The 26,441-nt window shown below is 45.3% G+C and carries 25 protein-coding genes, 5 tRNA genes and 1 pseudogene; 21 read left to right on the top strand and 10 right to left on the bottom strand.

All coding sequences use genetic code 11. The features are described from left to right. Nucleotides 1-100 precede the first annotated feature (100 nt). Entirely contained in the window at nucleotides 101-733 is a 633-nt protein-coding gene (locus tag LVJ85_RS10600) for an isochorismatase family protein (protein ID WP_244739792.1), read from the bottom strand. Nucleotides 734-1,458: 725 nt separating this feature from the next. Here LVJ85_RS10600 and LVJ85_RS10595 point away from each other — a divergent pair. The 7 genes from LVJ85_RS10595 (at nucleotide 1,459) to yacG (ending at nucleotide 7,197) form a co-directional block, all read left to right on the top strand. Continuing rightward, a tRNA-Phe gene (locus LVJ85_RS10595) sits at nucleotides 1,459-1,534 on the top strand. Between the two features lie 266 nt (nucleotides 1,535-1,800). Then, the gene (gene pilB, locus LVJ85_RS10590) at nucleotides 1,801-3,480 is read left to right on the top strand and encodes a type IV-A pilus assembly ATPase PilB (protein WP_244739791.1); all 1,680 of its coding nucleotides are present in this window, start codon (nucleotides 1,801-1,803) and stop codon (nucleotides 3,478-3,480) included. A gap of 32 nt (nucleotides 3,481-3,512) precedes the next feature. Further along, a complete protein-coding gene (locus tag LVJ85_RS10585) occupies nucleotides 3,513-4,751 on the top strand; it encodes a type II secretion system F family protein (RefSeq protein ID WP_244739790.1) in 1,239 nt (412 codons plus the stop codon). Continuing rightward, on the top strand, nucleotides 4,751-5,617 hold the full coding sequence (locus tag LVJ85_RS10580; RefSeq protein ID WP_370686917.1) for an A24 family peptidase: 867 nt from the start codon (nucleotides 4,751-4,753) through the stop codon (nucleotides 5,615-5,617). Before LVJ85_RS10585 ends, LVJ85_RS10580 begins: the two co-directional genes overlap by 1 nt. Nucleotides 5,618-5,620: 3 nt before the next feature. Beyond that, a complete protein-coding gene (gene coaE / locus LVJ85_RS10575; protein WP_244739789.1) occupies nucleotides 5,621-6,244 on the top strand; it encodes a dephospho-CoA kinase in 624 nt (207 codons plus the stop codon). Beyond that, the gene (gene zapD / locus LVJ85_RS10570; RefSeq protein WP_244739788.1) at nucleotides 6,241-7,011 is read left to right on the top strand and encodes a cell division protein ZapD; all 771 of its coding nucleotides are present in this window, start codon (nucleotides 6,241-6,243) and stop codon (nucleotides 7,009-7,011) included. Before coaE ends, zapD begins: the two co-directional genes overlap by 4 nt. Nucleotides 7,012-7,014: 3 nt before the next feature. Continuing rightward, nucleotides 7,015-7,197 (top strand): DNA gyrase inhibitor YacG, encoded by a 183-nt coding sequence (gene yacG, locus LVJ85_RS10565; RefSeq protein WP_085364438.1) that lies wholly within the window; start codon nucleotides 7,015-7,017, stop codon nucleotides 7,195-7,197. A gap of 126 nt (nucleotides 7,198-7,323) precedes the next feature. On the opposite strand, the gene LVJ85_RS10560 is transcribed toward yacG, so the two are convergent. Continuing rightward, a tRNA-Ile gene (locus LVJ85_RS10560) sits at nucleotides 7,324-7,399 on the bottom strand. A gap of 266 nt (nucleotides 7,400-7,665) precedes the next feature. On the opposite strand from LVJ85_RS10560, the gene ubiD reads away from it, so the two are divergent. Beyond that, nucleotides 7,666-9,144, top strand: a complete 1,479-nt coding sequence (ubiD, locus tag LVJ85_RS10555) for a 4-hydroxy-3-polyprenylbenzoate decarboxylase (RefSeq protein WP_244739787.1) — start codon at nucleotides 7,666-7,668, stop codon at nucleotides 9,142-9,144. Nucleotides 9,145-9,468: 324 nt separating this feature from the next. Here ubiD and LVJ85_RS10550 read toward each other — a convergent pair whose 3' ends face one another. The 3 genes from LVJ85_RS10550 to LVJ85_RS10540 all read right to left on the bottom strand — a co-directional run bounded on the left by LVJ85_RS10550 (nucleotide 9,469) and on the right by LVJ85_RS10540 (nucleotide 11,626). After that, a complete protein-coding gene (locus tag LVJ85_RS10550; RefSeq protein ID WP_244739786.1) occupies nucleotides 9,469-10,545 on the bottom strand; it encodes an ATP-binding protein in 1,077 nt (358 codons plus the stop codon). 494 nt (nucleotides 10,546-11,039) lie between these two features. After that, complete coding sequence (locus LVJ85_RS10545) at nucleotides 11,040-11,375, bottom strand: type II toxin-antitoxin system HicB family antitoxin (protein WP_244739785.1); 336 nt, start codon at nucleotides 11,373-11,375, stop codon at nucleotides 11,040-11,042. Beyond that, nucleotides 11,372-11,626: a type II toxin-antitoxin system HicA family toxin gene (locus LVJ85_RS10540; RefSeq protein ID WP_244739784.1), complete on the bottom strand. Its 255-nt coding sequence runs from the start codon at nucleotides 11,624-11,626 to the stop codon at nucleotides 11,372-11,374. The genes LVJ85_RS10545 and LVJ85_RS10540 overlap by 4 nt, the downstream gene beginning before the upstream one ends. Before the next feature lie 52 nt (nucleotides 11,627-11,678). Between LVJ85_RS10540 and LVJ85_RS13365 the strand changes: the two genes are divergently transcribed. Further along, nucleotides 11,679-11,807: a hypothetical protein gene (locus tag LVJ85_RS13365; protein ID WP_255733767.1), complete on the top strand. Its 129-nt coding sequence runs from the start codon at nucleotides 11,679-11,681 to the stop codon at nucleotides 11,805-11,807. 409 nt (nucleotides 11,808-12,216) lie between these two features. On the opposite strand, the gene LVJ85_RS10535 is transcribed toward LVJ85_RS13365, so the two are convergent. The 4 genes from LVJ85_RS10535 to LVJ85_RS10520 all read right to left on the bottom strand — a co-directional run bounded on the left by LVJ85_RS10535 (nucleotide 12,217) and on the right by LVJ85_RS10520 (nucleotide 14,361). Continuing rightward, on the bottom strand, nucleotides 12,217-12,522 hold the full coding sequence (locus LVJ85_RS10535; protein WP_244739783.1) for a hypothetical protein: 306 nt from the start codon (nucleotides 12,520-12,522) through the stop codon (nucleotides 12,217-12,219). Nucleotides 12,523-12,653: 131 nt separating this feature from the next. Beyond that, the gene (locus LVJ85_RS10530) at nucleotides 12,654-12,830 is read right to left on the bottom strand and encodes a hypothetical protein (protein WP_244739782.1); all 177 of its coding nucleotides are present in this window, start codon (nucleotides 12,828-12,830) and stop codon (nucleotides 12,654-12,656) included. Between the two features lie 22 nt (nucleotides 12,831-12,852). Next, a complete protein-coding gene (locus tag LVJ85_RS10525) occupies nucleotides 12,853-14,055 on the bottom strand; it encodes an integrase arm-type DNA-binding domain-containing protein (RefSeq protein WP_244739781.1) in 1,203 nt (400 codons plus the stop codon). A 221-nt stretch (nucleotides 14,056-14,276) separates the two neighbouring features. Beyond that, nucleotides 14,277-14,361, bottom strand: a tRNA-Leu gene (locus tag LVJ85_RS10520). Between the two features lie 162 nt (nucleotides 14,362-14,523). Here LVJ85_RS10520 and LVJ85_RS10515 point away from each other — a divergent pair. From LVJ85_RS10515 to LVJ85_RS10470, 10 genes are all read left to right on the top strand, one after another. Continuing rightward, complete coding sequence (locus LVJ85_RS10515) at nucleotides 14,524-15,195, top strand: hypothetical protein (protein ID WP_244739780.1); 672 nt, start codon at nucleotides 14,524-14,526, stop codon at nucleotides 15,193-15,195. Next, the gene (gene ribA / locus LVJ85_RS10510) at nucleotides 15,188-15,778 is read left to right on the top strand and encodes a GTP cyclohydrolase II (RefSeq protein WP_244743183.1); all 591 of its coding nucleotides are present in this window, start codon (nucleotides 15,188-15,190) and stop codon (nucleotides 15,776-15,778) included. Before LVJ85_RS10515 ends, ribA begins: the two co-directional genes overlap by 8 nt. A 133-nt stretch (nucleotides 15,779-15,911) precedes the next feature. After that, a tRNA-Val gene (locus LVJ85_RS10505) sits at nucleotides 15,912-15,987 on the top strand. A 12-nt stretch (nucleotides 15,988-15,999) separates the two neighbouring features. After that, nucleotides 16,000-16,076 (top strand) — tRNA-Asp (locus LVJ85_RS10500). A 456-nt stretch (nucleotides 16,077-16,532) separates the two neighbouring features. After that, nucleotides 16,533-17,894 carry a type VI secretion system Vgr family protein gene (locus LVJ85_RS10495; RefSeq protein ID WP_244739778.1) on the top strand — a complete coding sequence of 454 codons (1,362 nt, stop codon included), beginning with the start codon at nucleotides 16,533-16,535 and terminating at the stop codon, nucleotides 17,892-17,894. Beyond that, nucleotides 17,894-19,036, top strand: coding sequence for a type VI secretion system Vgr family protein (locus LVJ85_RS10490; RefSeq protein ID WP_244739776.1), 1,143 nt, complete (start codon nucleotides 17,894-17,896; stop codon nucleotides 19,034-19,036). The genes LVJ85_RS10495 and LVJ85_RS10490 overlap by 1 nt, the downstream gene beginning before the upstream one ends. Further along, complete coding sequence (locus LVJ85_RS10485) at nucleotides 19,033-20,418, top strand: hypothetical protein (RefSeq protein WP_244739774.1); 1,386 nt, start codon at nucleotides 19,033-19,035, stop codon at nucleotides 20,416-20,418. The genes LVJ85_RS10490 and LVJ85_RS10485 overlap by 4 nt, the downstream gene beginning before the upstream one ends. Beyond that, nucleotides 20,411-21,124, top strand: coding sequence for a hypothetical protein (locus LVJ85_RS10480; RefSeq protein ID WP_244739773.1), 714 nt, complete (start codon nucleotides 20,411-20,413; stop codon nucleotides 21,122-21,124). The genes LVJ85_RS10485 and LVJ85_RS10480 overlap by 8 nt, the downstream gene beginning before the upstream one ends. A gap of 206 nt (nucleotides 21,125-21,330) precedes the next feature. Then, a complete protein-coding gene (locus tag LVJ85_RS10475) occupies nucleotides 21,331-23,094 on the top strand; it encodes an RHS repeat-associated core domain-containing protein (protein ID WP_244739772.1) in 1,764 nt (587 codons plus the stop codon). Between the two features lie 682 nt (nucleotides 23,095-23,776). Then, nucleotides 23,777-24,253, top strand: a complete 477-nt coding sequence (locus LVJ85_RS10470) for a hypothetical protein (RefSeq protein WP_244739771.1) — start codon at nucleotides 23,777-23,779, stop codon at nucleotides 24,251-24,253. 72 nt (nucleotides 24,254-24,325) lie between these two features. On the opposite strand, the pseudogene LVJ85_RS10465 reads toward LVJ85_RS10470, so the two are convergent. After that, nucleotides 24,326-24,412 (bottom strand): annotated as a pseudogene (locus LVJ85_RS10465) (IS1595 family transposase); the annotation flags it as partial. A 295-nt stretch (nucleotides 24,413-24,707) separates the two neighbouring features. Here LVJ85_RS10465 and LVJ85_RS13495 point away from each other — a divergent pair. Both LVJ85_RS13495 and LVJ85_RS10455 read left to right on the top strand, forming a co-directional pair. Further along, nucleotides 24,708-25,613 (top strand): RHS repeat domain-containing protein, encoded by a 906-nt coding sequence (locus tag LVJ85_RS13495; RefSeq protein ID WP_370686916.1) that lies wholly within the window; start codon nucleotides 24,708-24,710, stop codon nucleotides 25,611-25,613. Next, on the top strand, nucleotides 25,610-26,320 hold the full coding sequence (locus LVJ85_RS10455; protein WP_244739770.1) for a tetratricopeptide repeat protein: 711 nt from the start codon (nucleotides 25,610-25,612) through the stop codon (nucleotides 26,318-26,320). The genes LVJ85_RS13495 and LVJ85_RS10455 overlap by 4 nt, the downstream gene beginning before the upstream one ends. Nucleotides 26,321-26,441: the final 121 nt, after the last annotated feature.

Genomic DNA, 26,441 nt, shown 5'->3' with positions numbered 1-26,441 from the left:
GGGTTTGATGCCGTTTTAAACTATAACGAGGCCGTCTGAAAAAGTTTTCAGACGGCTTCAGTTATATTCAATGAAACAGCGAAGTATCGGGATAGAAGGGTTAACAGGCAACTTCGACAAGAAGATCGGGAATCTCGTCGGTATGCTTTACCACCAATGCCCCCGCTTTTTCCATATTGAAAACAGCCTGCTGTTCTTCATGTTCGCTCAAACTGCGGCAAGCATCCAAATTAACAATCACCCGCCATTTACCGTACCAGCACAGCTGCAACACCGTCGCCTGCACGCAGTATTCCGTCGTTAAACCGCCGATAATGATGGTGTCCGCATCGCGGCAAATCAGCCATTCAATCAAGCCCGTACTGATGTTTTCGGCCATATCGTGAAAACACGCGCCAAAAGTGTGTACATTGCTTTCCAAGCCGATATGCACCAAAAAATGATAGTTTTCAGACGGCGGCAAGCCCGGCAGATTGCGGTAGCCGTCGGTGCCCAATACGGCGTGGCTGATCCAATTTTCAGCGGAATCCAAAGGAAGATAAGCCTCTTGGGTATCAATATGCCAAGGTTCCTGACCCGCGTGCGCGTCTTTGGTCAACACCCGATAATCCGCCCATGCCGCCTGCCGGTTAAGATGCGGCACAATCGAAAGAGCATCGGGTACAGGCAGTTCGTCGGGGCACAGCTCGGAAAATGTTTTTTGCGGATGAATGTCGATGGCAACAATACTCATAGGTTTCTCTTTATCGGGACATTATTTTATAAATCATGGCGTTTATTTTCTCCTGCCCGGCAGCCGCCGGCGGAGCCGTTTCCTGCAAGGTTGGAAATTCTTTCAAACCCAAGTTGCGAACAACGAATTTCAGGGCAGATCCATTGCATCGTTCGTATCGAGCACTCCTCTTGCGCTTTGCTTGCCTTGATGATGCCTGTGTGTATTGTTATGTTGTAAGTTTATCCGCACCAACTGTTTTCAAAAATCCCGCCCGAATCGATATCGAGATTGAATGAAAAAGAAGGTGCGTATTGTTATGATTTTTTGCCGCATGCTGTTTAATACGGCTTGCCCGTTTCTTTTATAAACATGCCGGCATCACGATTTATATCTCGAGTCAATCATGCCGTTCGTTTAATAAATAAAAGCTAATAAATTATTTAATATAAGTTTTACGCTTGGCTTGTGTTTTCCGGAGCCGCTTCCAATGGTCGAAATAAAAGGTATGCAAGCCGAATCTCTGATATTCGGTAGATATTACAGATAATCGGTAATTCTTGCAAAAGAATATTGCATGTGATTATGGTTGATACATAGAAATGTTGCCTGATTGCCCCACCTTAATCCGGCCCTATACTTAATTTCTATAAAAAATATACTCTTACCTTTGGCGTTCAATATTTTTAAATCAAAAAGCTTGCAGAGGCTGTTTGATTCTGTTTTAATACGCATCTCTTCACCACGGCCAGATAGCTCAGTTGGTAGAGCAACGGATTGAAAATCCGTGTGTCGGCGGTTCGATCCCGCCTCTGGCCACCATTTAAACCGCAATCTGCGGTTATTTTTTTATCTGTTGTTTTTACGCCGAATAAATCTTAGATTGAATAAATTTCAACACAGGCCGGGTAGGTTTGCCCGGCCTGTTCGCTTATAATGACATGGTTCTTGCGGGGAAGGTATTTCCTGCGAATAAAAATAACATTACGGGTTCATGCTGCCACGGCAAGATTTGATGCTTTCCGCAGCATTTTATAATAATGATTAACACAATCCGCATCAGCGGCTTGTAAAGCAGGAAATGGAAAATGAGCGTCGGTATATTAAGAGTATTGGTGCAGGGCCAAGTCATCGACAATAATCAGGTCGAACGGTATCAAAACGTATTAAAAGCCAATAAACCCATTCTCCCTCTTTTGTTTGAAGAGGGTATTATCACACCTAAAGCATTAGGGGAACTGCTTGCCAGAGTATTCAGCTATCCTCTGCTGGATTTAACCCGTTATCCCCGCAACAACATCGTTTCTGATGTTCTCTCGGAAGAGCAAATGCTGCAAAACCGCTGTATTCCGATTTTCCAAAGAGGCCGGAAAGTTTATTTTGCAGTTTCAGATCCCACCCAAATTCAAAATTTCCAAAAAATAGCTTTTTCATCGGGTATGTCGGTCGATTTGGTGGTGGTTCGCGACGACCAACTGAGTACCTTGCTTGAATGGTTGGGTCAACGTTCCACCTCGATTCTGAATGAGATGAGCAAGGAACAGGAAGCGGCCGCACCTGTTCAATCTTTGTATATCGATAATGAAGAAGCAGAAGACGGGCCAATCCCCCGTTTCATTCATAAAACACTTTCCGATGCCTTGAATGCAGGTGCTTCGGATATCCACTTTGAGTTTTACGAGCAGATGGCCCGCGTGCGTTTCCGTGTCGACGGCCAACTGCGCGAAGTGGTGCAGCCGCCCGTAGCCGTGCGCGGCCAGCTTGCATCTCGGATTAAGGTGATGGCGCGTTTGGATATTTCTGAAAAACGCGTACCTCAAGACGGCCGTATTCAGATTGCCTTCCACAAACACGGCCGCCCGATCGACTTCCGTGTCAGCACACTGCCGACATTGTTCGGCGAAAAAGTGGTGATGCGTATTCTGAATTCAGATGCGGGTTCGTTAAATATCGACCAATTGGGCTTTGAACCGTTCCAAAAAGAAATGCTGCTGGAAGCCATCCACCGTCCTTACGGCATGGTGTTGGTAACGGGTCCCACCGGCTCGGGTAAAACGGTGTCGCTTTATACCTGTTTGAACATCTTAAATACGGAAAATGTCAATATCGCCACGGCAGAAGACCCTGCCGAGATTAATTTGCCCGGCATTAACCAAGTAAACGTAAACGATAAACAGGGTTTGACCTTTGCGGCGGCTCTTAAAGCATTCCTCCGTCAGGATCCGGATATCATCATGGTGGGTGAGATTCGTGATTTGGAAACTGCCGATATCGCCATTAAAGCCGCACAAACCGGCCACATGGTGTTTTCTACGCTGCACACCAATAACGCACCGGCAACGCTGTCGCGTATGCTGAATATGGGTGTCGCACCGTTTAATATCGCCAGTTCTGTAAGCTTGATTATGGCGCAACGCCTGCTACGGCGGTTATGCCCGAATTGTAAGGTTCCTATGGAGCGCCCTCCCGTTCCCGCATTGAAAAAAGCCGGTTTTACCGACGAAGATTTGGCGAAAAATTGGACCATGTACCGCCCGGTGGGCTGCGATAGCTGCCGGGGTAAAGGATATAAAGGACGTGCGGGCGTTTACGAAGTTATGCCGATAACTGAAGAGATGCAACGCGTTATCATGGAAAACGGCACGGAAGTCGACATTCTCAATATGGCTTATAAAGAAGGCATGGTTGATTTGCGCCGTGCGGGCTTGTTGAAAGTCATGCAGGGCATCACTTCGTTGGAAGAAGTGTTGGCTCACACTAACGATTAACATTAAGCATTAGATTTTAAAAAGGGGTCAAAATGAGCAGTTCCAGAATAGGAAATAGAAACACTAAAAAAGAAAAAGGTATACGTTTTAACTTTGAAGGCAGAAATATTGACACCGAACAAATGGTTCGGGGGGAAGTGGTTGCCAAAAACGAGGAAGAGGCCCGTAAAAAGCTTCAACGCCGCGGTATCAAACCGCTTCGTGTCAGCAAAGTTAAAGCCGTACGCAAGAAAAGAATTACTCAGGAAGACATCACAGTATTCACCCGCCAACTGGCAACCATGATGAAAGCCGGTTTGCCTTTGATGCAGGCATTTGAAATCGTGGCCAAAGGCCACTCAAATCCGTCGATGACGCAAATGCTGATGCAAGTGCGCGCCGATGTGGAGCAGGGCAGTGCGCTAGGTAAAGCGTTTGCCAAACATCCCAAATATTTCGACCGTTTCTACTGCAACCTGATTGCAGCGGGCGAAACCGGCGGTGTGTTGGAAAGCCTGCTCGACAAATTGGCTGTTTATAAAGAAAAAACCCAAGCAATTAAGAAAAAGGTTAAAAGTGCGCTGACTTATCCGATTGCGATCGTTGTCGTTGCCGTTGTATTGGTTTTCATTATGATGGTGTTCGTACTGCCGGCTTTTGGTGAAGTGTACAGCAGCATGGGTGCAGAGCTGCCGGGGTTGACTCAAATTGTGATGAGTATTTCCGACTTCTTTGTTAAATATGCGTGGGTTATTGTGATCGGAACGGTAGCACTGTGTTTTGGTGTTTACCAGTGGTACAAAAAATCACCAGTGTTGCAAAAACGTGTTGATGCCATGATGCTCAGATTGCCTATTTTCGGTTCGATTGTCAGAAAAGCGACCATCGCACGTTGGGCACGTACAACTTCTACTCTGTTTGCAGCCGGTGTGCCTTTAGTGGAAGTGTTGGATTCCGTATCAGGCGCGGCGGGCAATATCCTTTATGAAGAAGCTACCCATGATATTCGAGCCAAAGTTACCCAAGGTTTGTCATTGACATCCAGCATGCAGGGCACAGATATGTTCCCCAATATGGTGTTGCAAATGGCCGCTATCGGTGAAGAATCAGGTTCGTTGGATGATATGTTGAATAAGGCCGCAGAGTTTTATGAAGACGAAGTGGATAATGCCGTAGCGCAGCTTTCATCATTGATGGAGCCGATTATTATGGTTGTGCTGGGTTCCATCATCGGCATTATCTTGGTCGCCATGTATCTGCCGTTGTTCAACTTGGGTAACGTGGTAGGCTGATGATGTGGGCTATATTTCAAGAGCTGGCACCTTTTGCGGTGCCGCTTTCGTTGTTGTTTGGTCTGTTGGTAGGCAGCTTTTTGAATGTTGTTATTTACCGTGTTCCTGTAATGATGGAACGAAATTGGACGCTGTTTGCCAAAGACCATTTGAATTTGGACATCTCAGCTGAAGAATCTGCTTCGTTCAATTTAATCAAACCTGATTCCAGATGCCCTAAGTGCCATGCCCCTGTTAAACCGTGGCAAAACATCCCCATCATCAGCTATCTGCTGCTGGGAGGGAAATGTGGGTCTTGCAAAACACCGATTAGCAAACGCTATCCTTTAGTTGAACTGTTAACGGGTGTATTGTTTGCAGCGGTTGCTTGGAAATATGGTTGGAGTTGGATTACCTTCGGTGGTTTGATCTTTACGGCTATGCTGGTAGCACTGGCTTTTATTGATGCAGACACCCAATATCTGCCGGATCAATTGACTTTGCCTCTGATATGGCTCGGGTTGATTTTTAATATAGACGGTTCGTTTGTGCCGCTGACTTCCGCAGTTTGGGGAGCGGTTTGCGGTTATATGAGTTTATGGCTGCTGTGTTATATTTATAAAATCTTAACCGGCAAGATCGGTATGGGAGGCGGGGACTTCAAATTATTGGCGGCCCTTGGTGCATGGTTGGGAGTAGGTGTGTTGCCTATATTGGTATTCATGGCCGCTTTAATCGGCATTATAGTGGCGCTGATTATGCGGATCGCCAAAGGGCAGGAGTTTGCATTTGGCCCCAGCTTGGCAATCGCCGGATGGATTATATTCATTGCCAACGAGCAGGTGATATCATTAACATCGTGGTGGTTAACTGCTTCAGGGTTTTAGACTATGGCATTTTGGGTAGGTTTAACCGGAGGAATCGGCAGCGGCAAATCACAGGCCGCTGCCGAATTTCTCCATTTGGGCGTTCCGGTTATTGATGCTGATGAAATCAGCAGAAAGATAACCGGAGACAATGGCAGGGCTTTGCCGGAAATCCGGCGTGTATTTGGCGCGGCACTTTTTGATCATGAAGGCCGTCTGAAACGTGATATTTTGCGTGATTTGGTTTTCAGACGGCCTGAGGCCAAATCACAACTTGAATCATTGATGCATCCGCTTATTTTGGAAGAGATTCATGATCAGCAGCGCCATCATCAACATTCGATTTACGGCATTATCGACATCCCGTTGTTGATTGAAAAACCTATTTTTTCAGTATTGGCGAACCGCATTTTGGTTGTTGATGTTACCGAAGAATGCCAAATCAAACGTGTGCAGCAACGAAGCGGCCTTGACCCGGCTGAAATCAAACGTATCATGGCAACTCAAGCTACCCGGCAAGAACGCCTGCTTGCCGCTGACGATGTTTTGTCAAATGAAGGTACAATCCAAGAATTAGCTTGTAAAGTTCGCTGCCTGCATCGGTTTTATCAAGCCCGTTTTTCATACTTATCCAGAGTCACGCTATGATCCGTTTCGAACATCCGCTTTCCGAGCGATTACGCAGTTTTTTACGCATTGAATATCTATTCAAACGTTTTCACTCGGAAAGCGAGCGTCAAGACGACAGCCCGTGGGCGCATCATCTGGCCTTATTTTCCTTGTTTGAAATCATGGAATGTGCCGGGCGTGCCGAAGTGAAATTAGATATTCTCCAAGAGTTGGAGCGGCAGAAGCAGATATGGTCAGACAACCGTTTTCAGGGAGAACATCAAGTAGTGACACGGGAACGTTTGCAAGAAGTTTCAGATAACCTTCAGGGCGTTCAGCAAAAATTCGGCCAGCATTTGCGTGAAAACGATTGGTTGATGGCCATCAAACAGCGCATGCTTGTACCGGGAGGCACCAGCCCGTTTGATTTGTCCTCTTATTATTTTTGGCAGCAGTTGCCTTATGAACATCGCTTGAACGATTTGAGAAAATGGATTGGCACCTTGCTTCCTACCCGCGAGGCGATAACCGTGTTGTTGAATATCCTACGCTCAAATACCCAATCCGCAGAGTGTGTTGCACAGCAAGGTAATTATCAAAGCAACAGCTTGCCGCAAAATATCCATATGCTCACTATTGAAGTGGATATTCATCATCAAGCCTTGCCGGAGGTTTCTGCGAATAAATACATCACGCATATACGCTTTTTGGAGGCGTCTCAGGAGCATGCCCGTGGAAAGCAATTGGTGTCTGATGTGCCGTTTAAATTAATCATGTGTAGTTTTGATCCGATATTGGTAGGTTAAAGCATGAACGATAGAAAATTGGTGGTGCCTTGCCCCACTTGCCAAACGCCTACAGAATGGACGGATGAAAATAAATTCCGTCCTTTTTGTAGTGAACGTTGTAAGTTGATTGATTTGGGTGCTTGGGCAAATGAAGATTACGCAATTGAGGCGGAAGAAGATTTTTCTTTGCCGGAAGATTATTAAGTTGATACACCTTAAAATGTGAAGATGTTTGAATGCCTTTGGCAGGTACTTGAATACCTTGAGCAGTAAAATTAAAAACAAAATAGGCCGCAAACAATCGCTTGCGGCCTATTTTGTTCATTTATTTGGTGGGTCCGGTGGGGTTCGAACCCACGACCAAGGGATTATGAGTCCCCTGCTCTAACCCCTGAGCTACAGACCCGGGTTAGGAAAGACCGCTATTGTAGCATAATTTACTACTTGGGCAAGGCCGTCTGAATGGGTGGTGGGGTTTAAGAAGACTTTAAAGAAGCCGTGATTGTTGAAAGGGTTTGTTATAATCGCGCATTCCAGATATGGGAATTTCTTTTGGCGCGTGTGTTGCTTAACAGTCAGTAAAAACGATATTTACCTTTAAAAGATTTTTCCAAATACCTATCGAAATAAATCGATATCCCCAACCGTTTTCAGACGGCCTTGAAAGACAATATGAAATACAACGATCTGCGTGATTTTATTCAAAAACTTGAGCAGAAAAACAAACTCAAGCGCATCGGTTTGCCGGTTTCTCCCCATTTGGAAATGACCGAAATTTCCGACCGCGTGTTGCGTGCCGACGGGCCGGCTTTGTTGTTTGAAAATCCGGTGCGGCAAGACGGTTCGCGTTACGATTTTCCCGTGCTGGCCAATCTGTTCGGCACGCCCGAGCGGGTGGCGATGGGCATGGGGGCGGATAGTGTGGACAAGCTGCGCGAAATCGGCAAAACGCTGGCCTATCTGAAAGAACCGGAGCCGCCCAAAGGCATTAAAGACGCGTTTTCCAAACTGCCGCTGCTGAAAGACATTTGGAGCATGGCACCGAATGTGGTGAAAAAAGCGCCGTGCCAAGAAATCGTGATTGAAGGCGACGATGTCGATTTAAGCAAACTGCCGATTCAGCATTGTTGGCCGGAAGACATTGCGCCGCTGGTAACATGGGGGCTTACCGTTACCCGCGGCCCGCATAAAAAACGCCAGAATTTGGGCATTTACCGCCAGCAGCTTATCGGCAAAAACAAGCTGATTATGCGTTGGTTGGCACACCGCGGCGGCGCGTTGGATTTTCAGGCGCATAAAAAAGCCCACCCCGGCGTGCCGTATCCCGTGGCGGTGGTGTTGGGCTGTGATCCGGCTACTATTTTGGGTGCGGTAACGCCGGTGCCGGATACCTTGAGCGAATACCAGTTTGCCGGTTTGCTGCGCGGTTCGCGTACCGAATTGGTGAAATGTATCGGCAGCGATTTGCAAGTGCCCGCGCGTGCCGAAATCGTGCTCGAAGGCGTTATACACCCTGATGAAACCGCGCTGGAAGGGCCTTACGGCGACCACACCGGCTATTACAACGAGCAGGATTGGTTCCCCGTGTTTACGGTGGAACGCATTACCATGCGCGAAAATCCTATTTACCACAGCACTTATACCGGCAAACCGCCCGACGAACCTGCCGTGCTGGGTGTGGCCTTGAACGAAGTGTTCGTGCCGCTGTTGCAAAAGCAGTTTCCCGAAATCGTCGATTTCTATCTGCCGCCCGAAGGCTGTTCGTACCGCATGGCCGTGGTCAGCATCAAAAAGCAATACGCGGGGCACGCCAAGCGGGTGATGATGGGCTGCTGGAGTTTTCTGCGCCAGTTTATGTACACCAAATTCATTGTGGTGGTGGACGACGATGTGGACTGCCGCGACTGGAAAGAAGTGATTTGGGCGATTACCACCCGCATGGACCCCGTGCGAGATACGGTGTTGGTGGAAAACACGCCGATCGACTACCTCGACTTTGCCAGCCCCGTTTCAGGCTTGGGCGGCAAAATGGGTTTGGATGCCACCAACAAATGGCCGGGCGAAACCGACCGCGAATGGGGGCGCGTGATTGAGCGCGACAAAGCCACCGTGGCGAAAGTGGATGCGATGTGGAGCGAGCTGGGGTTGTAGTTGGTAAGACGCGATAAATCATAAGTTAACTGCTTTTGCTATAAGTGTATGCTTGAGTTTTTTGCACATAGTCGGGTTGCTACTGCCATAATTCACAATAGAGTGTCATGCAGCCGCTGTTACCAATAAAGAGGCCGTCTGAATTTTCAGACGGCCTCTTTATTTGATGAACCGGCAAGGAAGGGAGTGAAAGGTTTTATTTGCAGTCTCTATCTATTTTATTGACTTTGATTTGTGTGGGCTTGAAGTAGTAGGGTATAGCGTTATTGGGATTTTAGCCCTAAGCAGTTCATTTGCCATATAAACTAAACTTTTCAGACGGCCTCACTTGATGTTTTCAATAACCCAAATTTTGAATATGGGGCTGTTGATGATTAATTTGCCGCTGGTGTCCCGACTTATCCAATCGTGCCTTTCCATACGCCTAATTGCACCTTGCGTGCTACTGCTGCTGATGGACTCAACGCCCAGCATCGCAGCGTATCTTTTGCGGCTTTCGCTGCTATACGGACTTGCATCGGGGTTTGTGGCAATGTCGCGGATAATGGCCCGTTCCAGCGGTTTCATCTGTTGCCATTGATTCACTTCGTTGTGGCTCGCTCCCAGCTCTTCAATTCTACTTGCTGCTGCTGCCTCCAAGCTTGCGGACGGGCTCAATATCATGTCTTGAATGATGGCACGCATATACATCGGGGTGTGGTGCAAGCGTTCGAACAAGCTGTATAGCTCTGTTTTGTCGATAGAATTTCCCGTTCTGTCTTGGTAAACGTTTGCTAAAAAATCCGTAAAATCTTTTCCCAGCAAAGGAAAATCCAAAGCATGGGCAAAATGGAAAAACGGGGCTTTGTTGTCGTTAAACATGGCGCGCAAGCCGTTGGTGCTGCTGCCTGTGAAGATGGCCTTGATTTTGTTTTGATTGACATCAAGTCCTGTTCGGAATGACCTGATTAGGCCGTCAGTATCAGGCAGGCGCGCCAGCTCTTGAATTTCGTCCAGCAATAAAAGGGTAGGGCGGTTGTCTGCGGCAATCAGGGTAAGCAGGTCGGATAAGCGGGGGATTTCGGCTTTGTTTATTTCGCGCTCCAAGCCCACGCTCATGATTTCGATTTTGCTGATGCTGCTTAAAAAAGTTTTGGCTTTGTTTCCCGTTTGGATACTTTGCGCGAATTGATATAAGGCCGTCTGAAAATCAGCGCTGGGGTTGGTGCTATCCATAAATGAAAAGTAAAACACGTTAAGGCCGTTTTCCTCGGCCAACGGTAATACGTCTTGCAATAGAAACTGCGTCTTACCCATGCGGCGCGGTGCAAACAAGGTAAAAGCATGGGTAATGCCGTCTTTCAGACTGTTGATGAGCTTGCGGGCATATTCCCTGCGGTGGAAAAACAAGGGGTCTTTCATGGCTGTTTGTATCTGATTAGATGACGTTATACGTAATTATACACAATATGTATAATCGAACAATGTTTGTATAAAAGTAGCTAATTAAAATAAAAAATACCGGCAATAGGGCTGGTGGGGATGTTTTCAGACGGCCTCATAGCCTTTCTCATCTTCAATCATGATTGATGTTGCGATAGGGTTTTCTGTTTGCTGTCGAGCTTGGGGTTAAGTTGCCGCTATCTGATAACTTTTGAATTTTATCAATGAGCTTTAAGTACTTAATTTTTTAGGTATTTAGGGCATTTTAAGGTAAATCGGAATAGATGATAAAGGCCGTCTGAAAAGCTTGAGGAGAGACGCAAACTTTTATGATAACGTTATGATATTTTTAATATTTTAAAACATAAAATCCAAAAATACCGTAAAAAGTACCGTGTTTTTGCAAAAGTCAAAGCGGTTTTAGGGTATTTTTTACCTTTTTGGCTGGAGGCAAGCGGGCACAAAATCATTTTTCAGGCATGGGCGGATTGGCTGATTGCACGGTTTACCCATTCATTCAGGCTGATATTTTGCGCCGCTGCCGCCGCTGCCGCCGCTGCATGGGTTTCAGGGCTTACCCGCACATTAAAGCGGCCTGAATACTGTTTATACGGCTCAATGCCTTTTTCTTTGCACACATCGAGAAAAACCGCCAAACTGGCCACCCCTTCTTTGTGCAAGTCTGCCACGTTATCGGCGTAAAAATCCGCCCCGCCGTTAAGGCCGACAAACTCGCCGCGCAGCAACTCGGTTTCAGGGTCGTATTGAATAATGGCTTTATGGCCGTTGATTTCCATTACATTGTTCATGGCTTTACTCCGTTTTCTTCCAACCATTTACGCACGCTCGCAACCGCGCCTTTATCCGTATCAGGGCTTGGATGCGGCCTATGAAACACTTTCACTTGCCCGAAAAGGATTACGGCCACACGGCTGCCTTCTCTTTCTTGTATTTCCGCGCCCAATTCAACAAACAGGGCTTCAATATCCGCCCATTTAATGCTGCCGGATACGGGGCGGCTGAATATTAAAGCAAGCGTTCTTTGGTGTTTCTTTTTCATAAAAACAAAATGGCACTAATATTTAGTACCATTCTAAAACAAGGCGGGCTGTATGGCAACCTTAACCGCTGTCATGGGGCAAGGGACGGCCGCATTTTTCAGGCCGTCTGAAACCGCTCGAAACCACGCAACAAAATATCAAAAAGTTAATGTTAATCAGTCTGTTAAAGAATACCTTTAACAGCTCTCCACGAAAAAAAATTCTGTGAATGGGAGGGCGGGCGGTCTAGGAATATAAGCCGCCCGAACTTTTAACACCCCCTGCCCATTCAACAAAAGCCAGTAAGGAAGCTATACACCCGCTACACTTCACAAAAAACGCGGTGCGAATTACCCGCATGAATCAAACACCGGAAAGTACCTTAAGCCCTTAATTTATAAGGTTTATACCGTTAATCTGATTCGGCGGATTTAAGGCCATTAAGCCGTGCTAAAGCGGCTGCCAATGCTTCATAGTCATCAGCCCTAATCAATTCGATAGGCGGCTCACTTTTGCCTACTGGAACACTTACACCGCCAACCGCTTTAGAAACAGTAGTTTTATTAGCAGATATATCTATGACATCAGATGTATTTATGTTTTTTGTTGATTAAAAATACATATCAATACGGGGCGGGCGCAGGCGTTCAATCAAGGATTGCAACGATTTTTGCGGGTATTGTTCAGCCTGTTCACGGAGTTTTTGAATTATTTTTGCCGCAGAATTTTGTTCGGCCTGTTCGCAGAATTTCTTTGTTAAATTCACTAAAGAAAGCTGCTCAATACGTTCACGCAACCTTTCGGAAGAAGCCGCCAACATCTGTTTTTGCCATTCTTCAATATCCAAACGCGGAAATTTACCATGCGCCACCGCTAAGTCCACTAAACCAAATTGCGGTGTGTTGTCATTCTTCATAATCCCTACCTTCCCCACCAAATAAATCAGGAAACCACACCAGCAAGCAGGTAGGGAATAGCCTTGTTTTTGCCGTTGGTAGCTAATCGCAGGCTAGGTGTGGTTATAAACTTTTCAGACGGCCTAACCTCTTATCCATCACGAGGTGGCTTTACCGGCAATAAATAAAATACCAGTAGTACCAACGGCGGAATCAATACCCAAATGCCCCATTCCCCCGCTGCAATCAGTAACAGCAACAAAGTAAAAAACACCGACATTCCGCCGATAAAAAAATGCCAAAGCAACCCAAAAACAAGCCGTAGCATTTTGTATCCTTTCAGGCGGCCTTTAACCGCCTTGAATCAATCCCCGCGCTTCATCATAGCGGGCGCGTAAATAAGCTGAATACCATTGCATCATCTCTACCCGTTCGGCCATATAGTCCGTGCGGTTATAGGCGGCTCTGATTTTGTTGTCGTCGATATGGGCTAACTGCCGTTCGATTGCATCGGGATTATATCCCTGTTCGTTTAACAGGCTGCTGGCAAGGCTTCGGAATCCGTGCGGTGTAGCAATGCCTTTATAGCCCATGTTGTTGATGATTTTGCCCGCCGTGTTTTCGCTGATATGGCCGTCTATGGCGGTTCGGCTGGGGAATAGAAACGGGCTATGCCCCGTGATGGCGTGTAGCTCTTTCAGTAGCTCAAGCGGCCAGTCTGCCAGTGGGATAACGTGCGGTCGGGGCCGTTTCATGCGCTCTGCCGGTATCGTCCATATTTTCTTATCAAAGTCGATTTCCTGCCATTTGCCGCCGCGTATTTCGGTATTGCGGGCGAAGCAAAGCATAATCAGCATCACACATATACGGTTTTGCTGGTGTGTATCGGCTAATATTAAACGGCGGTAAAACTCCGTCAGTTCTTCACGGGGCAGGGCGGGCATGTGTGCCGCTTCTTTTTTCGGTAAATAGCCGACAAGCGGGGCGGCTGGGTTGCCGTCTGTCAGTTCCAGCAAGGCGGCATGGTTGAAAACGCTGCCTATCCATTGCCTGATTTTTTCCGCCGTTTCCAATGCGCCCCGCGCGGCGATATGCTCGATTACGGCCTTAATATCGCTTACCCGCAGTTCTTTAATCGGGCGGTTGCCGATATGCGGGAAAACGTCCGATTCAAAATACTGCATGATACGGGCGGCGTGTTTCTCTTTCCAGCGGGGCAGATTCTTGGTGTGCCATTGCTTCGTTACCGCTGCAAAGGTATTCAGTAGGGCGGCTTGCCGCTCTTGTTTGGTCTGTTGCTTGGCTTGACTGGGGTCTTGCCCTGTTGCAATCAGGCGGCGGGCATTTTCGGCGGCTTCCCGTGCCTCTGCTAAGCCGATAACGGGGTAAACGCCGATTGCAAGCGTTTTTCTTTTTCGGTCTATTGAATAATCAAGCCGCCAATACTTCCCGCTGTTTGGTTTTACCAACAGATACAAGCCGCGCCCGTCTGTCAGCTTATAGGGCTTTTCGGCGGGTTTGGCGTTTTTTATTTGGCGGTCGTTTAACGGCATTTTTACGGTACTTTTTTTACAGTATTTTTAGATACCGATAAAAGTACCGTGAATTTTCTGTTGATTCAATAATACGGGTGTAGATTGGTGTAGATGACAAAGGCCGTCTGAAACAGCTCTTTATCAGCCTGAAAGCCTTGCTAGGATTAGGTTTTTGTGTATTGGGGTAGATGGGTGTAGACGTAAAACAACAGCCCGTAAAGGCTGTTGTTTTTTGAGTTTGGTGCGGAAGGAGAGACTCGAACTCTCACACCTTGCGGCGCTGGAACCTAAATCCAGTGCGTCTACCAATTTCGCCACTTCCGCACTAAATGAACACGTGATTATACTGGAAACATGGCAAGATGCAACCAAATTCCTGCTTGAAAAAAGCTATAATCGGCTTAATTTACGCCAAGTAAGTAGCCGCCTGTGCGTTTTCAGACGGCCTTTAGTCTAATGAAATGCAGTGAATCAAAAGGAAAAACTATGCCTGTATTAAAAATTCAGGATTATTTACAGACGCAGGGATTACGTTTGCCGAAAGATATGGTGCACATGTCGTATCTTGCTGTTCAGGCTGTGATGAATGTAGGCCATGCTTCGATAGACCGTTCGGTATTGTGGTATGCAGATGATGAAGTGGTTTTATCGGATTATTTTGAGCAGGATGACGACAACGAAGCTTTGTTGAAGCAGGTTTTTATGGCTTTGGATTCCGTGTTCAGTAGAACGGATAAAGCAGCAAACGCAACCGTTTATGCGTTGAGGCCGTCTGAAAACAATCATCTGTGCTTGCTGCGATTGGCGCAACAAGGCGAACGTGTTGAGCAGAAAATGACCGTCGATGAAGAACATAGCCGCTTTTATTTGCCGGTGCGTACGGCGCAAACGGGATGGCTGAATCTGGTAGATGATGTGGATTCATGGTTGGAGCTGGGCGAGTTGCAAGGCGAGCATCACAGTCGTAGCCGCAGCCAAATTTCTTTGCCTGTCTGCACCGATAGCGGCGCCGTATTAGGCGTGGTTCATGTCGAATATCAGGACAAAGAAGCATTAAATGAGGAAGCGCAAGCAGAATGGGTGGCGTTGTCGCTGGCGTTGTCGCAGCCGCTGAGTGAATTATTAAAAGTTGAATTATCGGAAAATAATGATGACTAAACCGATTAAGTTTGTTGCTTCTTGCCGTTTACCCACAGAGTGGGGCGTGTTTACCTTGCATGGTTTTGAAGAAGTGGAAAGCGGACAGGAACATGTTGCGCTAACGATGGGGAATATCGCAGACGGAGAGCCGGTATTGGCGCGAATCCATTCTGAATGTCTGACCGGAGATGCGTTGTTTTCGCAAAAATGTGATTGCGGGCCGCAGCTTCAAGCGGCGATGCAGGCGATTCAAAAAGCCGGGCGAGGTGCGATTGTTTATCTGCGCCAAGAAGGACGCGGAATTGGCTTAATTAACAAAATCCGAGCCTATCAATTGCAAGATCAGGGCTTGGATACGGTTGAAGCCAATGTTGCTTTAGGCCTACCGGTAGATGCGCGGGACTTTACTTTGGCTAAGCATATTTTCGAACATCTAGGCGTCAAAGAGGTAGCTTTGCTGACCAATAATCCTGAGAAAGTGCAGGTATTAAGCGATGCAGGCATCAAAATAGTGGAAAGAGTGCCCTTGCAGGTGGGCGAAAATGCTGAGAACGAGCATTATTTAAACACTAAAGCTCAAAAGCTTGGGCATTGGTTTTAATATGCGTTTTAGTCATAAAACTAATTATATTTATATTTCAGATTCTTATTGAAAATGATGAATCGTCAGCGTAATTAATGCTTGCGTATTGAGTGAAAATTTGTTTTAATCACGTTTTCGCGATAAGCGCTACGGGTGATTAGCTCAGTTGGTAGAGCGTCTGCCTTACAAGCAGAATGTCGGCGGTTCGACTCCGTCATCACCCACCAAGTTTCTTGTGCGGAGTGGTAGTTCAGTTGGTTAGAATACCGGCCTGTCACGCCGGGGGTCGCGGGTTCGAGCCCCGTCCACTCCGCCAACTCTTATCATAGCCTGATGATTAATATAATGAATTTCGGGTTATATCTGTTTTATGTACCATATTGTGTACCTCATAAAGCCGGTGATCAATCACCGGCTTTTTTCATATATATAAATCTTCACTCGTTAATCACTCGTTAATACGTTTGTCACTTCGGTAAAACCATCTTCGTTTAGGAAAGTTCGGACGCCCGGCACTTTGGTTATGCCGGTGTAGCGGCTGTGTTTAAACCTTAGTGATTCTGCCAGGCTTATCGCACTGAAAGTCTATTTTTTGTGCACTGGTTGGTGTAATGAATTCATTTGCCGTTTTTTTTTGCGTAGCTGCAGCCAAGTCAGGAACTCATTGTATGGATAATTTCATTTTAAGAGCCGTCTGAAATTTCAGACGGCCTTTTGTCATACCCATATTGGGCAAAGATAGCCATTCTGCTATATTGCCAAAGAATATATCTTGAATCCCGATACTCTGACACACCGCTTTGGAACGCCCGCGATGACCCAAACCCAATCCTACCACCTCACCTTCTCCCGCTTCAGCCCGTCCCTCTCCGTCGTCTCCTTCACCGCCACCGAAGCATTGAATACAGCCTACCGTCTCGACATCGAACTGACCTGCGCCGATGCCGATTTGCCGCTGTCGTCGTACATCAACCAAGCGGCCAAGTTTACGGTGACGCCGGTAAGCTCTGATGCGTTGGGACTGATCGAAGGAATGATCGCGCCCCAAGCGTTGAAGGAATGGAGCGGCATCATCACTTCCTGCGAGAAGCTGTCGGTATCGGCCGACGAAACCCGTTACCGCATGGTATTGGAACCGCGCATTGCCGCATTGAAGCACCACCGCACTTCACGGCTGTTTCAAAACCAAAACGTTCCCGACATTATTTCATCGCTGCTGAAACACCACGGCTTCTCCGGCGTCGATTTCCGCTTTAACACTTCCCGCGAATACGGTGTGCGCGAGTATGTGACCCAGTATCAGGAAAGCGACTTCGCCTTTATCAACCGGCTGTGTGAAGAAGAAGGCATCTGGTACGCCTTCGAGCAGAACGCCCAATATGGCGAGGTGGCGGTATTCGGCGACGATGCCGCCCATTATTTTCGTGACAACCGTCTGCCGTATCCCTACCGCCCCCACGGCAGATTGGAGAGCGTCGGCAAGGAAGCGGTGTTCGCCTTACAGGTAAAACACAATCCCATTCTCGAATCCATCCGCGTCGGCGACTACAACTACCGCGATGCCGATACCGACTTATCGTCCACAGTAACGGCCAAGGGTACGGAGACCGACGGCAGCGTCTTACTCGGCAGTGACAGCCATTGGGGTTTGCATCACAAGACACCCGAAGAAGCCCAACTTCAGACGGCCTTACTGCAACAGCTCGACCACAGCCGCCGTATTGTTGCTTCCGGCAGCGGCAACATCACCGCGCTTAGCCCCGGCCAAGTGTTTCAGACGGCCCCAAGCTTCAGCGAAGCACCCAACGGCTGGTTGGTAGTGTCGCTTACCCACAGCGGCAGCCGCGACCAAGCGTACAGCCATACTTTTACCGCCATTCCCGCCGACAGCATCTTCCGCCCCGAACGCATCACCCCGTTGCCCAAGATTCAGGGCAGCCTTCCCGCCAGAATCACCAGCCCCGGCAACTACACCTATGCCTATATCGACAATATGGGCCGTTACCGCGTCAAACTGCCGTTCGACCTCGACGAGTGGAGCCCGGGCGGGGAAAGCCGTCCCATCCGCTTAGCCAAACCCTATGCCGGCCCGACTACGGCCAACACTTCCCGCTGCACGAAGGCACCGAAGTGATGCTGTCGTTCGTGCAGGGTAATCCCGACAGACCCTACATCAGCGGGGTAATGCACGACAGCTCCCACCCCGACCACGTGCCTGCCGACTGGAACACCCGTAACGTCATCCGCACTTGGGCGAATAATAAGCTGCGGATGGAAGACAAACAGGGTCAGGAACACATCAAACTGGCGACCGAATACGGCAAGAGCCAACTCAACCTCGGTCATATCGTCGACAGCCAAAGACAAAAACGCGGTGACAACGGCGAAGGATTCGAGCTGCGTACCGACAGTTGGGGTGCATTGCGGGCGGGCAAAGGTTTGTTTATCAGTGCCGATGCCCAAAATCAGGCTGCGGGTCAGGTGTTGGATATGGATGCCGCCATCGCCCAACTAGAACAGGCAATCTCCTTAGCCAAAAGCCTCAACAAAGCCGCCCACACCGCCAAAAACGAAGCCACCGAGGCCGAAGAACAGGCAGGCCGTCTGAAAGACAGCCTCAAAAAACTGCAACGCGCGGGCATCATCCAATCCGCCCCCGACGGCATCGCTACCGCCACCCCGCAAAGCCAACTGCACACCGCCGGCCAACACATCCACCACATTAGCGGCGGCGACACCGACATCAGCGCCGGCCAAAACTTCACCGCCCATGCGGTAGAGAGCGTCAACCTGTTTGCCCAAAGCAGCGGCGCGAAACTGCAGGCCAATCAGGGCAAGGTGGAGATACAGGCGCAGAACGACGAGATGCAGATTAATGCCCTCAAAGACGCCACCATCACCAGCAGCGCGGGCAAAGTGACCGTGGCGGCAAAAGACGAAATCCTGCTCACCAGCGGCGGGGCGTACATCAAGATTAAAGACGGCAATATCGAGTTGGGCTGTCCGAAGATGGTGTGGGTGAAGTGTGCGGGGTTTCAGGTGATGGGGCCGAGTAGTTTGCATCAGATTTTTAATCAAGAAGAAATAAAAGGTGACATTAATATTGAATATATTGATGTTTACGGAAATGTACCTGAGGGAGAACCTATTAGCTTTACTGCAAAACAAGGAAAAACTTTAACAATATCGTTGGATACTGAAGGTAAAGGAAAATTAGAAAATATATCTTTTGAAATATTTAAAGCAACGCAACCTAAAAGAGAGGATAAAAAATGAGTGGCGGAGAACAAAGAGCAAGAGTTAAAAGAGAAGAAACTGAAAAAGCTGTTAAGAGAAGTTCAATACCCCAACAAAAAGAAACTAGAGTTATTTATATTCCAGGGCAGCCTGTGAATAATATTTCTACAAATAATGACTATCAAGTTATTTTAGCTACCGTTAGGGAAGTAGTTTTTAATTTCAGTATTAATGGCTCCCGTAAAATTAGTGTTGAAGTTGAAAAAGTAAGTAGTTCTGTAAATGTTAGAGATTATGGTGTTTTTGATTTGAAGACAAAAAAGCTCATTTCCGGAAAATTTTTTATAACTTCAGGAGAAACTTATCGTGTTCATATTAGCAGGTACTTTAAAGGAACGTTTGTGGTAAAAGCTGGCGGTAAAGTAATTGGTAGGTATACCCCAAGCTTGATGGATGCTAATCGCTATAATAGTAAGCCTGCTATTTGGATTGAGCCGCTTTATATCGGTTTTGATGGGCGTAAAGATCAAATAAATATTGATTCATTTGTGCAAGTGCATAATTATAGTTCACAACAATGGTTGAGAAACCTCCCTCAATTTAAAGAGAAGACTTTATTTAAACCTTATCAACCTCAAGATGTTCAGAATACTTTTAACTCGGCTTCAAAGGGTTTTAGTAAAATTAATGAGTTAGCGGTAGTCATGATTTTCAAGCCAGCTTCAAATGTTGAATGGATGAATCCTAAAAGCCTTGAACGAGAGTGTAGTGCACATGAGCTAAGAGGAATAATTAGCCAACAAGATTTTAACGATCTTATCAAAGCAATAGCAGCTTATAGTGAGCCAAAGTATGCTGCTATTTTTAGTGGTGTCGGTTATCTGCAGGACAACCTTGAAATGAGAAATATATTAAATCGAAAGGTACAGGTAAAACGAATACGAGGATTCTGGACTATTGTATTTAAAGGGTATAATCCCCCATTTGGCTTTACTTATGCAGGATTTGATAAAAACCAATTAAAACCGTTAACTGGAGGTATATACATTGGAAAAAAAATAAATAGAGTTTGGCTTTCATTTAAGAACAATGTGTTAAAAAATGTTGCTAGAGGAACAACTAGAGGAGTTGCAGGTGTTGCATTAGCTATTGATATTATTGGAGATTATAATAAAGTTATGCTAGATGAGAAAGGCAGTAGAGATGTTATGGAGTTGATTGGAAGAGTAGGAATCAGCTCGGTTGCTGCTGGGGTGGGATTTATTGCGGGCAGTGCTGCATTAAGTGCAGTATTAATAGCTTTGTCTGGAGCAACACTTCCTATTGGCTTGGTGTTGTTAATTGGTACTGCTGCAGTTATGGCTGTCGGACTATTGATTTCAATAGTATCAGATGGATTAAAGCAGAAGATATATGGATAATCAAATTATGATTAAGAATATTAATTTTAATCAATCTATTGATTTTAGGCATCAAATTATTGCCTTGGGGATAGCTAGCATTTACCATTTATGCATTATTTTTGCTTCTTACCTAGGTTGGGGAATTCCGATAATGGTAAGCCAAGTATTTATTTTCTTTTTTATTGTATGGGGAATTTTATTTTTAATATGGTTAATTTCAAACTTTATTTTAAAAAAGAAAGGGATATTTTATTCGAAGCTATTTGAATCAGTTTTTTATAATGTTGGAATGAGAGTAACTTTGACATTGGTAAGCCCATTTTTGTTATTAATGACTATAAATTTCCCATTTTTATGGGAAATTGTTGCCATATCTTTTCTAATTGTTTCCTTGATTTCATTGTGGTATGTAATGTTAAATATCAGTGATGAAGAAATAAAAAATTTAAAAAAATCTAGTTTAATTTCTCGTGAAAATCAAAGGTACTTGCTTTGGTCTAATGATAGTTTACCAATGATATTGACGAAGTCAAAAATTATATGTTTTATTCCCTACTTCTTAACAATTTTTTTTGGAATAAAAGCCATTTTAAATAGAGGAACAGATGAAAGTTTATATGATGCAATTCTTTGCTTTATTCCATTGATGAGTATGTTATTTTATACAGAATTTTGTTTTTTATTTGTTGCTATTAGATATTTCTACATAAATAACAAGCAATAAGTATCATTTTAAAAATTGTTATGTAAATATATTTTTTACAATGTGATAACATCTATTCTATTATAGTTACTGCTCACTGATTTTCTGGTAGTTTTATTTAAACTAATATTTCTTATAAATTGTCTCATAAAGTACATAAAGTAATAGTTTTTATATTAATAATTTTTATATGTTAAAAACGTAATATCTGTAATTCCCACAGCGACTTGCGCCTCAGCTACAATTCAGACGGCCTGCTAGTCAAAGAACAATACCAAACACTGGGCGAACCGATACAGCCGGGCATCATCCGGCCCCGCAGCCAAGACGGCATTCCGTTGGTAACAGAGTACCGTTACGACATCCTCGGCAACCGCACCCAAACCATCCTGCCGAAGGGCGAGACCCTCAACTACCTCTACTACGGCAGCGGCCACCTGCACCACATCAACCTCGACGGCGACACCATTACCGATATCGAGCGCGACGACCTGCACCGCCCCGTATCCAGAAGTGCCGGCAAACTGCACACCCACCTGATTTCAGATCCCTTAGGCCGTCTGAAAGAGCAGCTGGTACAGCTCGAAGCACCCGGCGGCAAAGCCACCGAGCTGAAAGGCCTGATCAAACGCCGTTATCATTACGATACTAACGGCAATCTGGTTCAAACCGAAGACCAACACCACGGCAATAAAGACTACGCCTACGACCCGCTGGGCAGGATTACCCGTGCCGGCGACGAACGCTTCGCCTTCGATCCCGCCCACAACATCAGCGGCGACGGTGTCAAAGTTACCGGCAACCGCCTGACCGACTACAACGGCATCCGCTACGTATATGATCAATTAGGCAACCTGAGCGAACGCCACAATGACGCAACGGGCGAAAGCCAGTATTACCGCTACGATGCCGACAACCAACTGACCGAAGCGCGTATCGAACAGACAGACAGGCCGTCTGAACACTGGCACTACCGCTACGATGCCTTGGGCAGAAGGGTCAGCAAACAGAACGCCTACAACCAAACGGAGACCCGTTTCCTATGGGAAGGCAGCCGCCTGTTGCAGGAATACAGCGATAAAGCGACTTATACTTACGTCTATACCGAACAGGGAAGCTACGAACCGTTGGCACAAATCGTTCAGACGGCCAACCGGGACGGCAGCAAAGCGGACAGACAGATACTGTATTACCACAACGACCAAATCGGCATTCCGCGCGAACTGACGGACGCGGAAGGCAACATCGTTTGGCGTGGAGAATACAGCGGTTGGGGTAAACTGAATAATGCAGAGGGTACGAACCTGAAAGAAGACGTGCATCAGCCGTTCAGGTTACAGAACCAGTATGCGGATGAAGAGACGGGGCTACACTACAACTTCTTCCGTTATTACGATCCGCACTGCGGGCGGTTTACGCAGCAAGATCCGATTGGGTTGGCTGGTGGGGATAACCTTTATGATTTTGGCCAATCAACGCAAGGCTGGATTGATTTATTAGGTCTAGAAGGGCAAACAGTACTTCAGAAAATTGATAATTACTTAACAGGAGCATATATTGAAGGCTCTGCGACAGCAGGATTAGGCCTGGCGGCTAGTTGTGAATATGCGGGTAAAGGAAAAGTGAGCTGCAGTATAGCGCTTACAGCAGGAGCCAGCTTGGAGGCTGGTGCCGGCATATCTAAAACTGTAGGTAAAAAAGATGATGGGGCATATGCTGAGATATGTGCAACTGTAAAACCTGGTGTTTCAGTAGGAGCCTGTGGCGGCTCTAATTTAAAAAGAAAAGCCAAACCCTATGGCACTGGTAAGGCGGGTGTTGGTGCTGGTGCGGGATTAACTGCGAATATAGGATATCAAAAAACAATTGATTTCTTAGCCCCTCTTCCTAAAGCTCAACCACAATACTTGCCAAAGGGAATGCAACTACCGCCAGGAATAGATCCAAAGAATGTGCATCCTAATTATATATTTAACAACATGAGGTTTTAAGATTAAAAATGAATAAATCAGAATTATTAATTTTAGTACTTACTCTATCTTGGGTTTTTACTTATTGGTATTTTGCTTACAAAATATGCAAAAAATACCAGAAAATAAACTCTATATGGGAAATGCTTATTACAAAGAATCTAGAAAGTAATAAATTACTCTGGGCTATTATGCTGGGTAAACAATCTATAAATCATATTCCTAAAAACTTTAATTTCTATTTTGTAAAATATGGGGCTTTTGCCGTAATACCCCTAATTATTCTACTAAGAATAATTATTAACTAATAATACCAAGACCCAAAGTCAAACTCGAACGATAACCAATGCTTGTGTGGGTCGCTGTGCGGAAGAGAGAAAAGACCCTTGTACTAAACTACCAACAAAAAATGTTGCAAGAACAACCGCCTTGAGACAAGCTGGTATACCTATAAGCTCACCACCCATCGCACAAAATATAATACCTAATTGGGAACAATATATGTATAAAAACCCAAATGGTTCACAAGTACCTTTAATTGTTTCTCACCATCCTGCGGATGCGACACATCCCCGCCCACACTGGCATGTAGGTACAGCTAAGATGGATGGTAGTTTTGTGCAACGAAGAAATAATGGGAATGGTACATTTTCATGGAAATATTATAAAGATAATGTAACTATTCAACATAGGAAATAGCCAAATGATAGAAATGAAGGATAAAATTTTTATTTTAAAACAGAAAAATATAATAAAAAATTTAAAAGAAAACCATATGATCAATTATTTGATTACAGAATCTCAAAGTATTATTTCATATCCTCATTCATTCAAAATACTAAATAGTAATTTTGTAAATAATGAAAATGTAGAGTTAAAAAAAACAGATTTTGATATTCTTAAAAAAGAAGTATTCAGAAAATTAATATTAGAAGGTAATGAGAACGTTTATGTTTACTTTTATGGCGGAATAAATGATATAGCTAAATTCCCAATAGAATTATTTCCATTATTTATAATTAAAAACAAAGATATTGAAAAATGGTTAGCGTTAATACAGCAACCTAATTTTTATTGCTTAAAATTTTTCAACATTTCACTCAGTAAAATGGTTGATATATCTTCATTAGATAACAATGAGGAAGATATATTATCTATATCTACTGGAACTAAATCATAGTTAACAGAAAAATATTTCTCAAGATATATTCAAATAATATATTTCAAAATAAGAGGCTGACGTAGATCAGCCCTAAATACCACACCAAAGCCGCAGAATTTTTAACTGCGGCTTTGGTGTTCCAAAATTAAAACGGAACTCACATTCTTTTAAGAACAGAAAATACGAATCTGCCAGCAACCTGACTCGTACCAAAAATCAACGCAACAGCAATAAAGAAGACGAACGCTTTGCCTCCGATCCCGCCCACAACATCAGCGGCGACGGTGTCAAAGTCACCAGCAACCGCCTAATCGTCCGCTACGTATATGACCCGCTGGGCAACCTGAGCGAACAGAACGTCCACAACCGAACGGAAACCCGTTTCCTGTGGGAAGGCAGCCGCCTGTTACAGGAATACGGCGATAAAGCGACCTATACTTACGTTTATACCGAACAGGGAAGTTACGAACCGTTGGCACAAATCGTTCAGACGGCCAACCGGGACGGCGGCAAAGCCGACAGACGGATTCTGTACTACCACAACGACCAAATCGGCATTCCGCGCGAACTGACGGACGGGGAAGGCAACATCGTTTGGCGCGGAGAATACAGCGGCTGGGGTAGACTGAATAATGCAGAGAGTGCGAACCTGAAAGAAGACGTGCATCAGCCGTTCAGGTTACAGAACCAGTATGCGGATGCAGAGACGGGTCTGCATTACAACTTCTTCCGTTATTACGATCCGCACTGCGGGCGGTTTACGCAGCAGGATCCGATTGGGTTGGCGGGCGGCAATAACTTATATCGCTTTGCTCATAACGCACACAATTGGATTGATCCGTTAGGCTTGGAAGGAATAATGAAAACTATAGATAATGCTTTCGATCGTATTGGCAACAAATTTAGGAGACCTTATATTCCTCCTCATGCAGACCCGCATGGCTGTGGGCAAAATGGTCCACATACTGCAAGATGTAAAGCGGGATTGGATACCATTAAGCAAACTGGCCAACTGGGAACTCAGGTAAATTCTCAATTTGAACATGGATATGGATATGTAGGTGGAGTATTAAGTCGCGACGAAAAGGGTTCTTATGACATTTGTTTGCATCATGGGTTTTGTGCAGCAGCTATTCCTGGGCGATCTGCAGGAGTTGATTTATTAGCATCTACTGATAAGGCTACAAGTGGAAAATCTTCGTTATATTGTGGGGGGATTTCTATGGGGCCGAATGCTAGCTCTTGTAAAGATATTGAGACGGGATCTATCACCTCAAGTGTGGGTATTAGTACCAGCAAATGGGGGGGGGAATGTAATGGCATGTCAGCAGAAAACTTTATGTTTGAAAGATATATCAAAAAAAGGTTCATGAAATGAAATATTTATTTTTCTCTATAACATTAATTTTAATAGGTTGTCAAGAATCAGTTTATTTTAGGCAACCACAAATTGATGCAAAAGAAATGGAGCAGTTGAGGCAAAATTCTTGTCCGATTTGGAAGCAAGAAGATATATTAACTCAATACGAATGTTTAAAATTAGGTGCAAAAAATAATAATCCTATTGATCAGCAAAATTTAGCAACTTTTTACCTTGTTTCGCGAGCTGAAGGATCTAAAAAAGAGGCTTTTTATTGGTTTCAAAAAGCAGCTAATCAAGGCCTACCCCAAGCACAACATGATTTGGCTGTGATGTATTTAGAAGGCGATGGTATAGAGAAGGATAATAATTTAGCAAAAAAATGGGCAGAAAAAGCAATTAACAATGGAATGGTAGGAGCGAATGGAATTATTGGAGTGATTGAGAGTGAAAATAAAAATTTTGAAAAAGCATTCAAGTTGTATCAAATTGCGGCTGATACAGGATTTGCGCCTGCACAATATAATCTTGGCATTGCTTACCATAATGGAGAAGGAGTTAGGCCTGATTTTAAGGAGGCAGTTAAATGGTATGAATTAGCAGCAAATCAGGGATGGAGGCCTGCTATAGCTGTTTTAGTTGATATTTACAGTAGAGGCTCTCCAGAAATCCCTAAAGATGAAGCTAAAGTGCAATATTGGCAAAGTAAGCTCGATAATGAATAAATTTTTTTAGTTGAGATACAGACCTGGCTGAAAATATTGCCTCAAATACACTACTTATCCTTAGTACTACTTACTTAACAACAGAATTTGTCAACTACGACACCTTGGGCAGAAGGATCAG

The sequence above is a fragment of the Neisseria sp. Dent CA1/247 genome, assembly GCF_022870825.1.
GTDB lineage: Bacteria > Pseudomonadota > Gammaproteobacteria > Burkholderiales > Neisseriaceae > Neisseria > Neisseria zoodegmatis.
The sequence above is the reverse complement of the archived record's forward strand: the minus strand, read 5'-3'. Positions and strand labels throughout refer to the sequence as shown.

Excerpts from the sequence above, each read along its gene's own strand:
- LVJ85_RS10600 (WP_244739792.1), bottom strand. The coding sequence starts at position 733 with ATGAGTATTGTTGCCATCGACATTCATCCGCAAAAAACATTTTCCGAG.
- pilB (WP_244739791.1), top strand. The coding sequence starts at position 1,801 with ATGAGCGTCGGTATATTAAGAGTATTGGTGCAGGGCCAAGTCATCGAC.
- LVJ85_RS10585 (WP_244739790.1), top strand. The coding sequence starts at position 3,513 with ATGAGCAGTTCCAGAATAGGAAATAGAAACACTAAAAAAGAAAAAGGT.
- LVJ85_RS10580 (WP_370686917.1), top strand. The coding sequence starts at position 4,751 with ATGATGTGGGCTATATTTCAAGAGCTGGCACCTTTTGCGGTGCCGCTT.
- coaE (WP_244739789.1), top strand. The coding sequence starts at position 5,621 with ATGGCATTTTGGGTAGGTTTAACCGGAGGAATCGGCAGCGGCAAATCA.
- zapD (WP_244739788.1), top strand. The coding sequence starts at position 6,241 with ATGATCCGTTTCGAACATCCGCTTTCCGAGCGATTACGCAGTTTTTTA.
- yacG (WP_085364438.1), top strand. The coding sequence starts at position 7,015 with ATGAACGATAGAAAATTGGTGGTGCCTTGCCCCACTTGCCAAACGCCT.
- ubiD (WP_244739787.1), top strand. The coding sequence starts at position 7,666 with ATGAAATACAACGATCTGCGTGATTTTATTCAAAAACTTGAGCAGAAA.
- LVJ85_RS10550 (WP_244739786.1), bottom strand. The coding sequence starts at position 10,545 with ATGAAAGACCCCTTGTTTTTCCACCGCAGGGAATATGCCCGCAAGCTC.
- LVJ85_RS10545 (WP_244739785.1), bottom strand. The coding sequence starts at position 11,375 with ATGAACAATGTAATGGAAATCAACGGCCATAAAGCCATTATTCAATAC.
- LVJ85_RS10540 (WP_244739784.1), bottom strand. The coding sequence starts at position 11,626 with ATGAAAAAGAAACACCAAAGAACGCTTGCTTTAATATTCAGCCGCCCC.
- LVJ85_RS13365 (WP_255733767.1), top strand. The coding sequence starts at position 11,679 with ATGGCAACCTTAACCGCTGTCATGGGGCAAGGGACGGCCGCATTTTTC.
- LVJ85_RS10535 (WP_244739783.1), bottom strand. The coding sequence starts at position 12,522 with ATGAAGAATGACAACACACCGCAATTTGGTTTAGTGGACTTAGCGGTG.
- LVJ85_RS10530 (WP_244739782.1), bottom strand. The coding sequence starts at position 12,830 with ATGCTACGGCTTGTTTTTGGGTTGCTTTGGCATTTTTTTATCGGCGGA.
- LVJ85_RS10525 (WP_244739781.1), bottom strand. The coding sequence starts at position 14,055 with ATGCCGTTAAACGACCGCCAAATAAAAAACGCCAAACCCGCCGAAAAG.
- LVJ85_RS10515 (WP_244739780.1), top strand. The coding sequence starts at position 14,524 with ATGCCTGTATTAAAAATTCAGGATTATTTACAGACGCAGGGATTACGT.
- ribA (WP_244743183.1), top strand. The coding sequence starts at position 15,188 with ATGACTAAACCGATTAAGTTTGTTGCTTCTTGCCGTTTACCCACAGAG.
- LVJ85_RS10490 (WP_244739776.1), top strand. The coding sequence starts at position 17,894 with ATGCTGTCGTTCGTGCAGGGTAATCCCGACAGACCCTACATCAGCGGG.
- LVJ85_RS10485 (WP_244739774.1), top strand. The coding sequence starts at position 19,033 with ATGAGTGGCGGAGAACAAAGAGCAAGAGTTAAAAGAGAAGAAACTGAA.
- LVJ85_RS10480 (WP_244739773.1), top strand. The coding sequence starts at position 20,411 with ATGGATAATCAAATTATGATTAAGAATATTAATTTTAATCAATCTATT.
- LVJ85_RS10470 (WP_244739771.1), top strand. The coding sequence starts at position 23,777 with ATGATAGAAATGAAGGATAAAATTTTTATTTTAAAACAGAAAAATATA.
- LVJ85_RS10455 (WP_244739770.1), top strand. The coding sequence starts at position 25,610 with ATGAAATATTTATTTTTCTCTATAACATTAATTTTAATAGGTTGTCAA.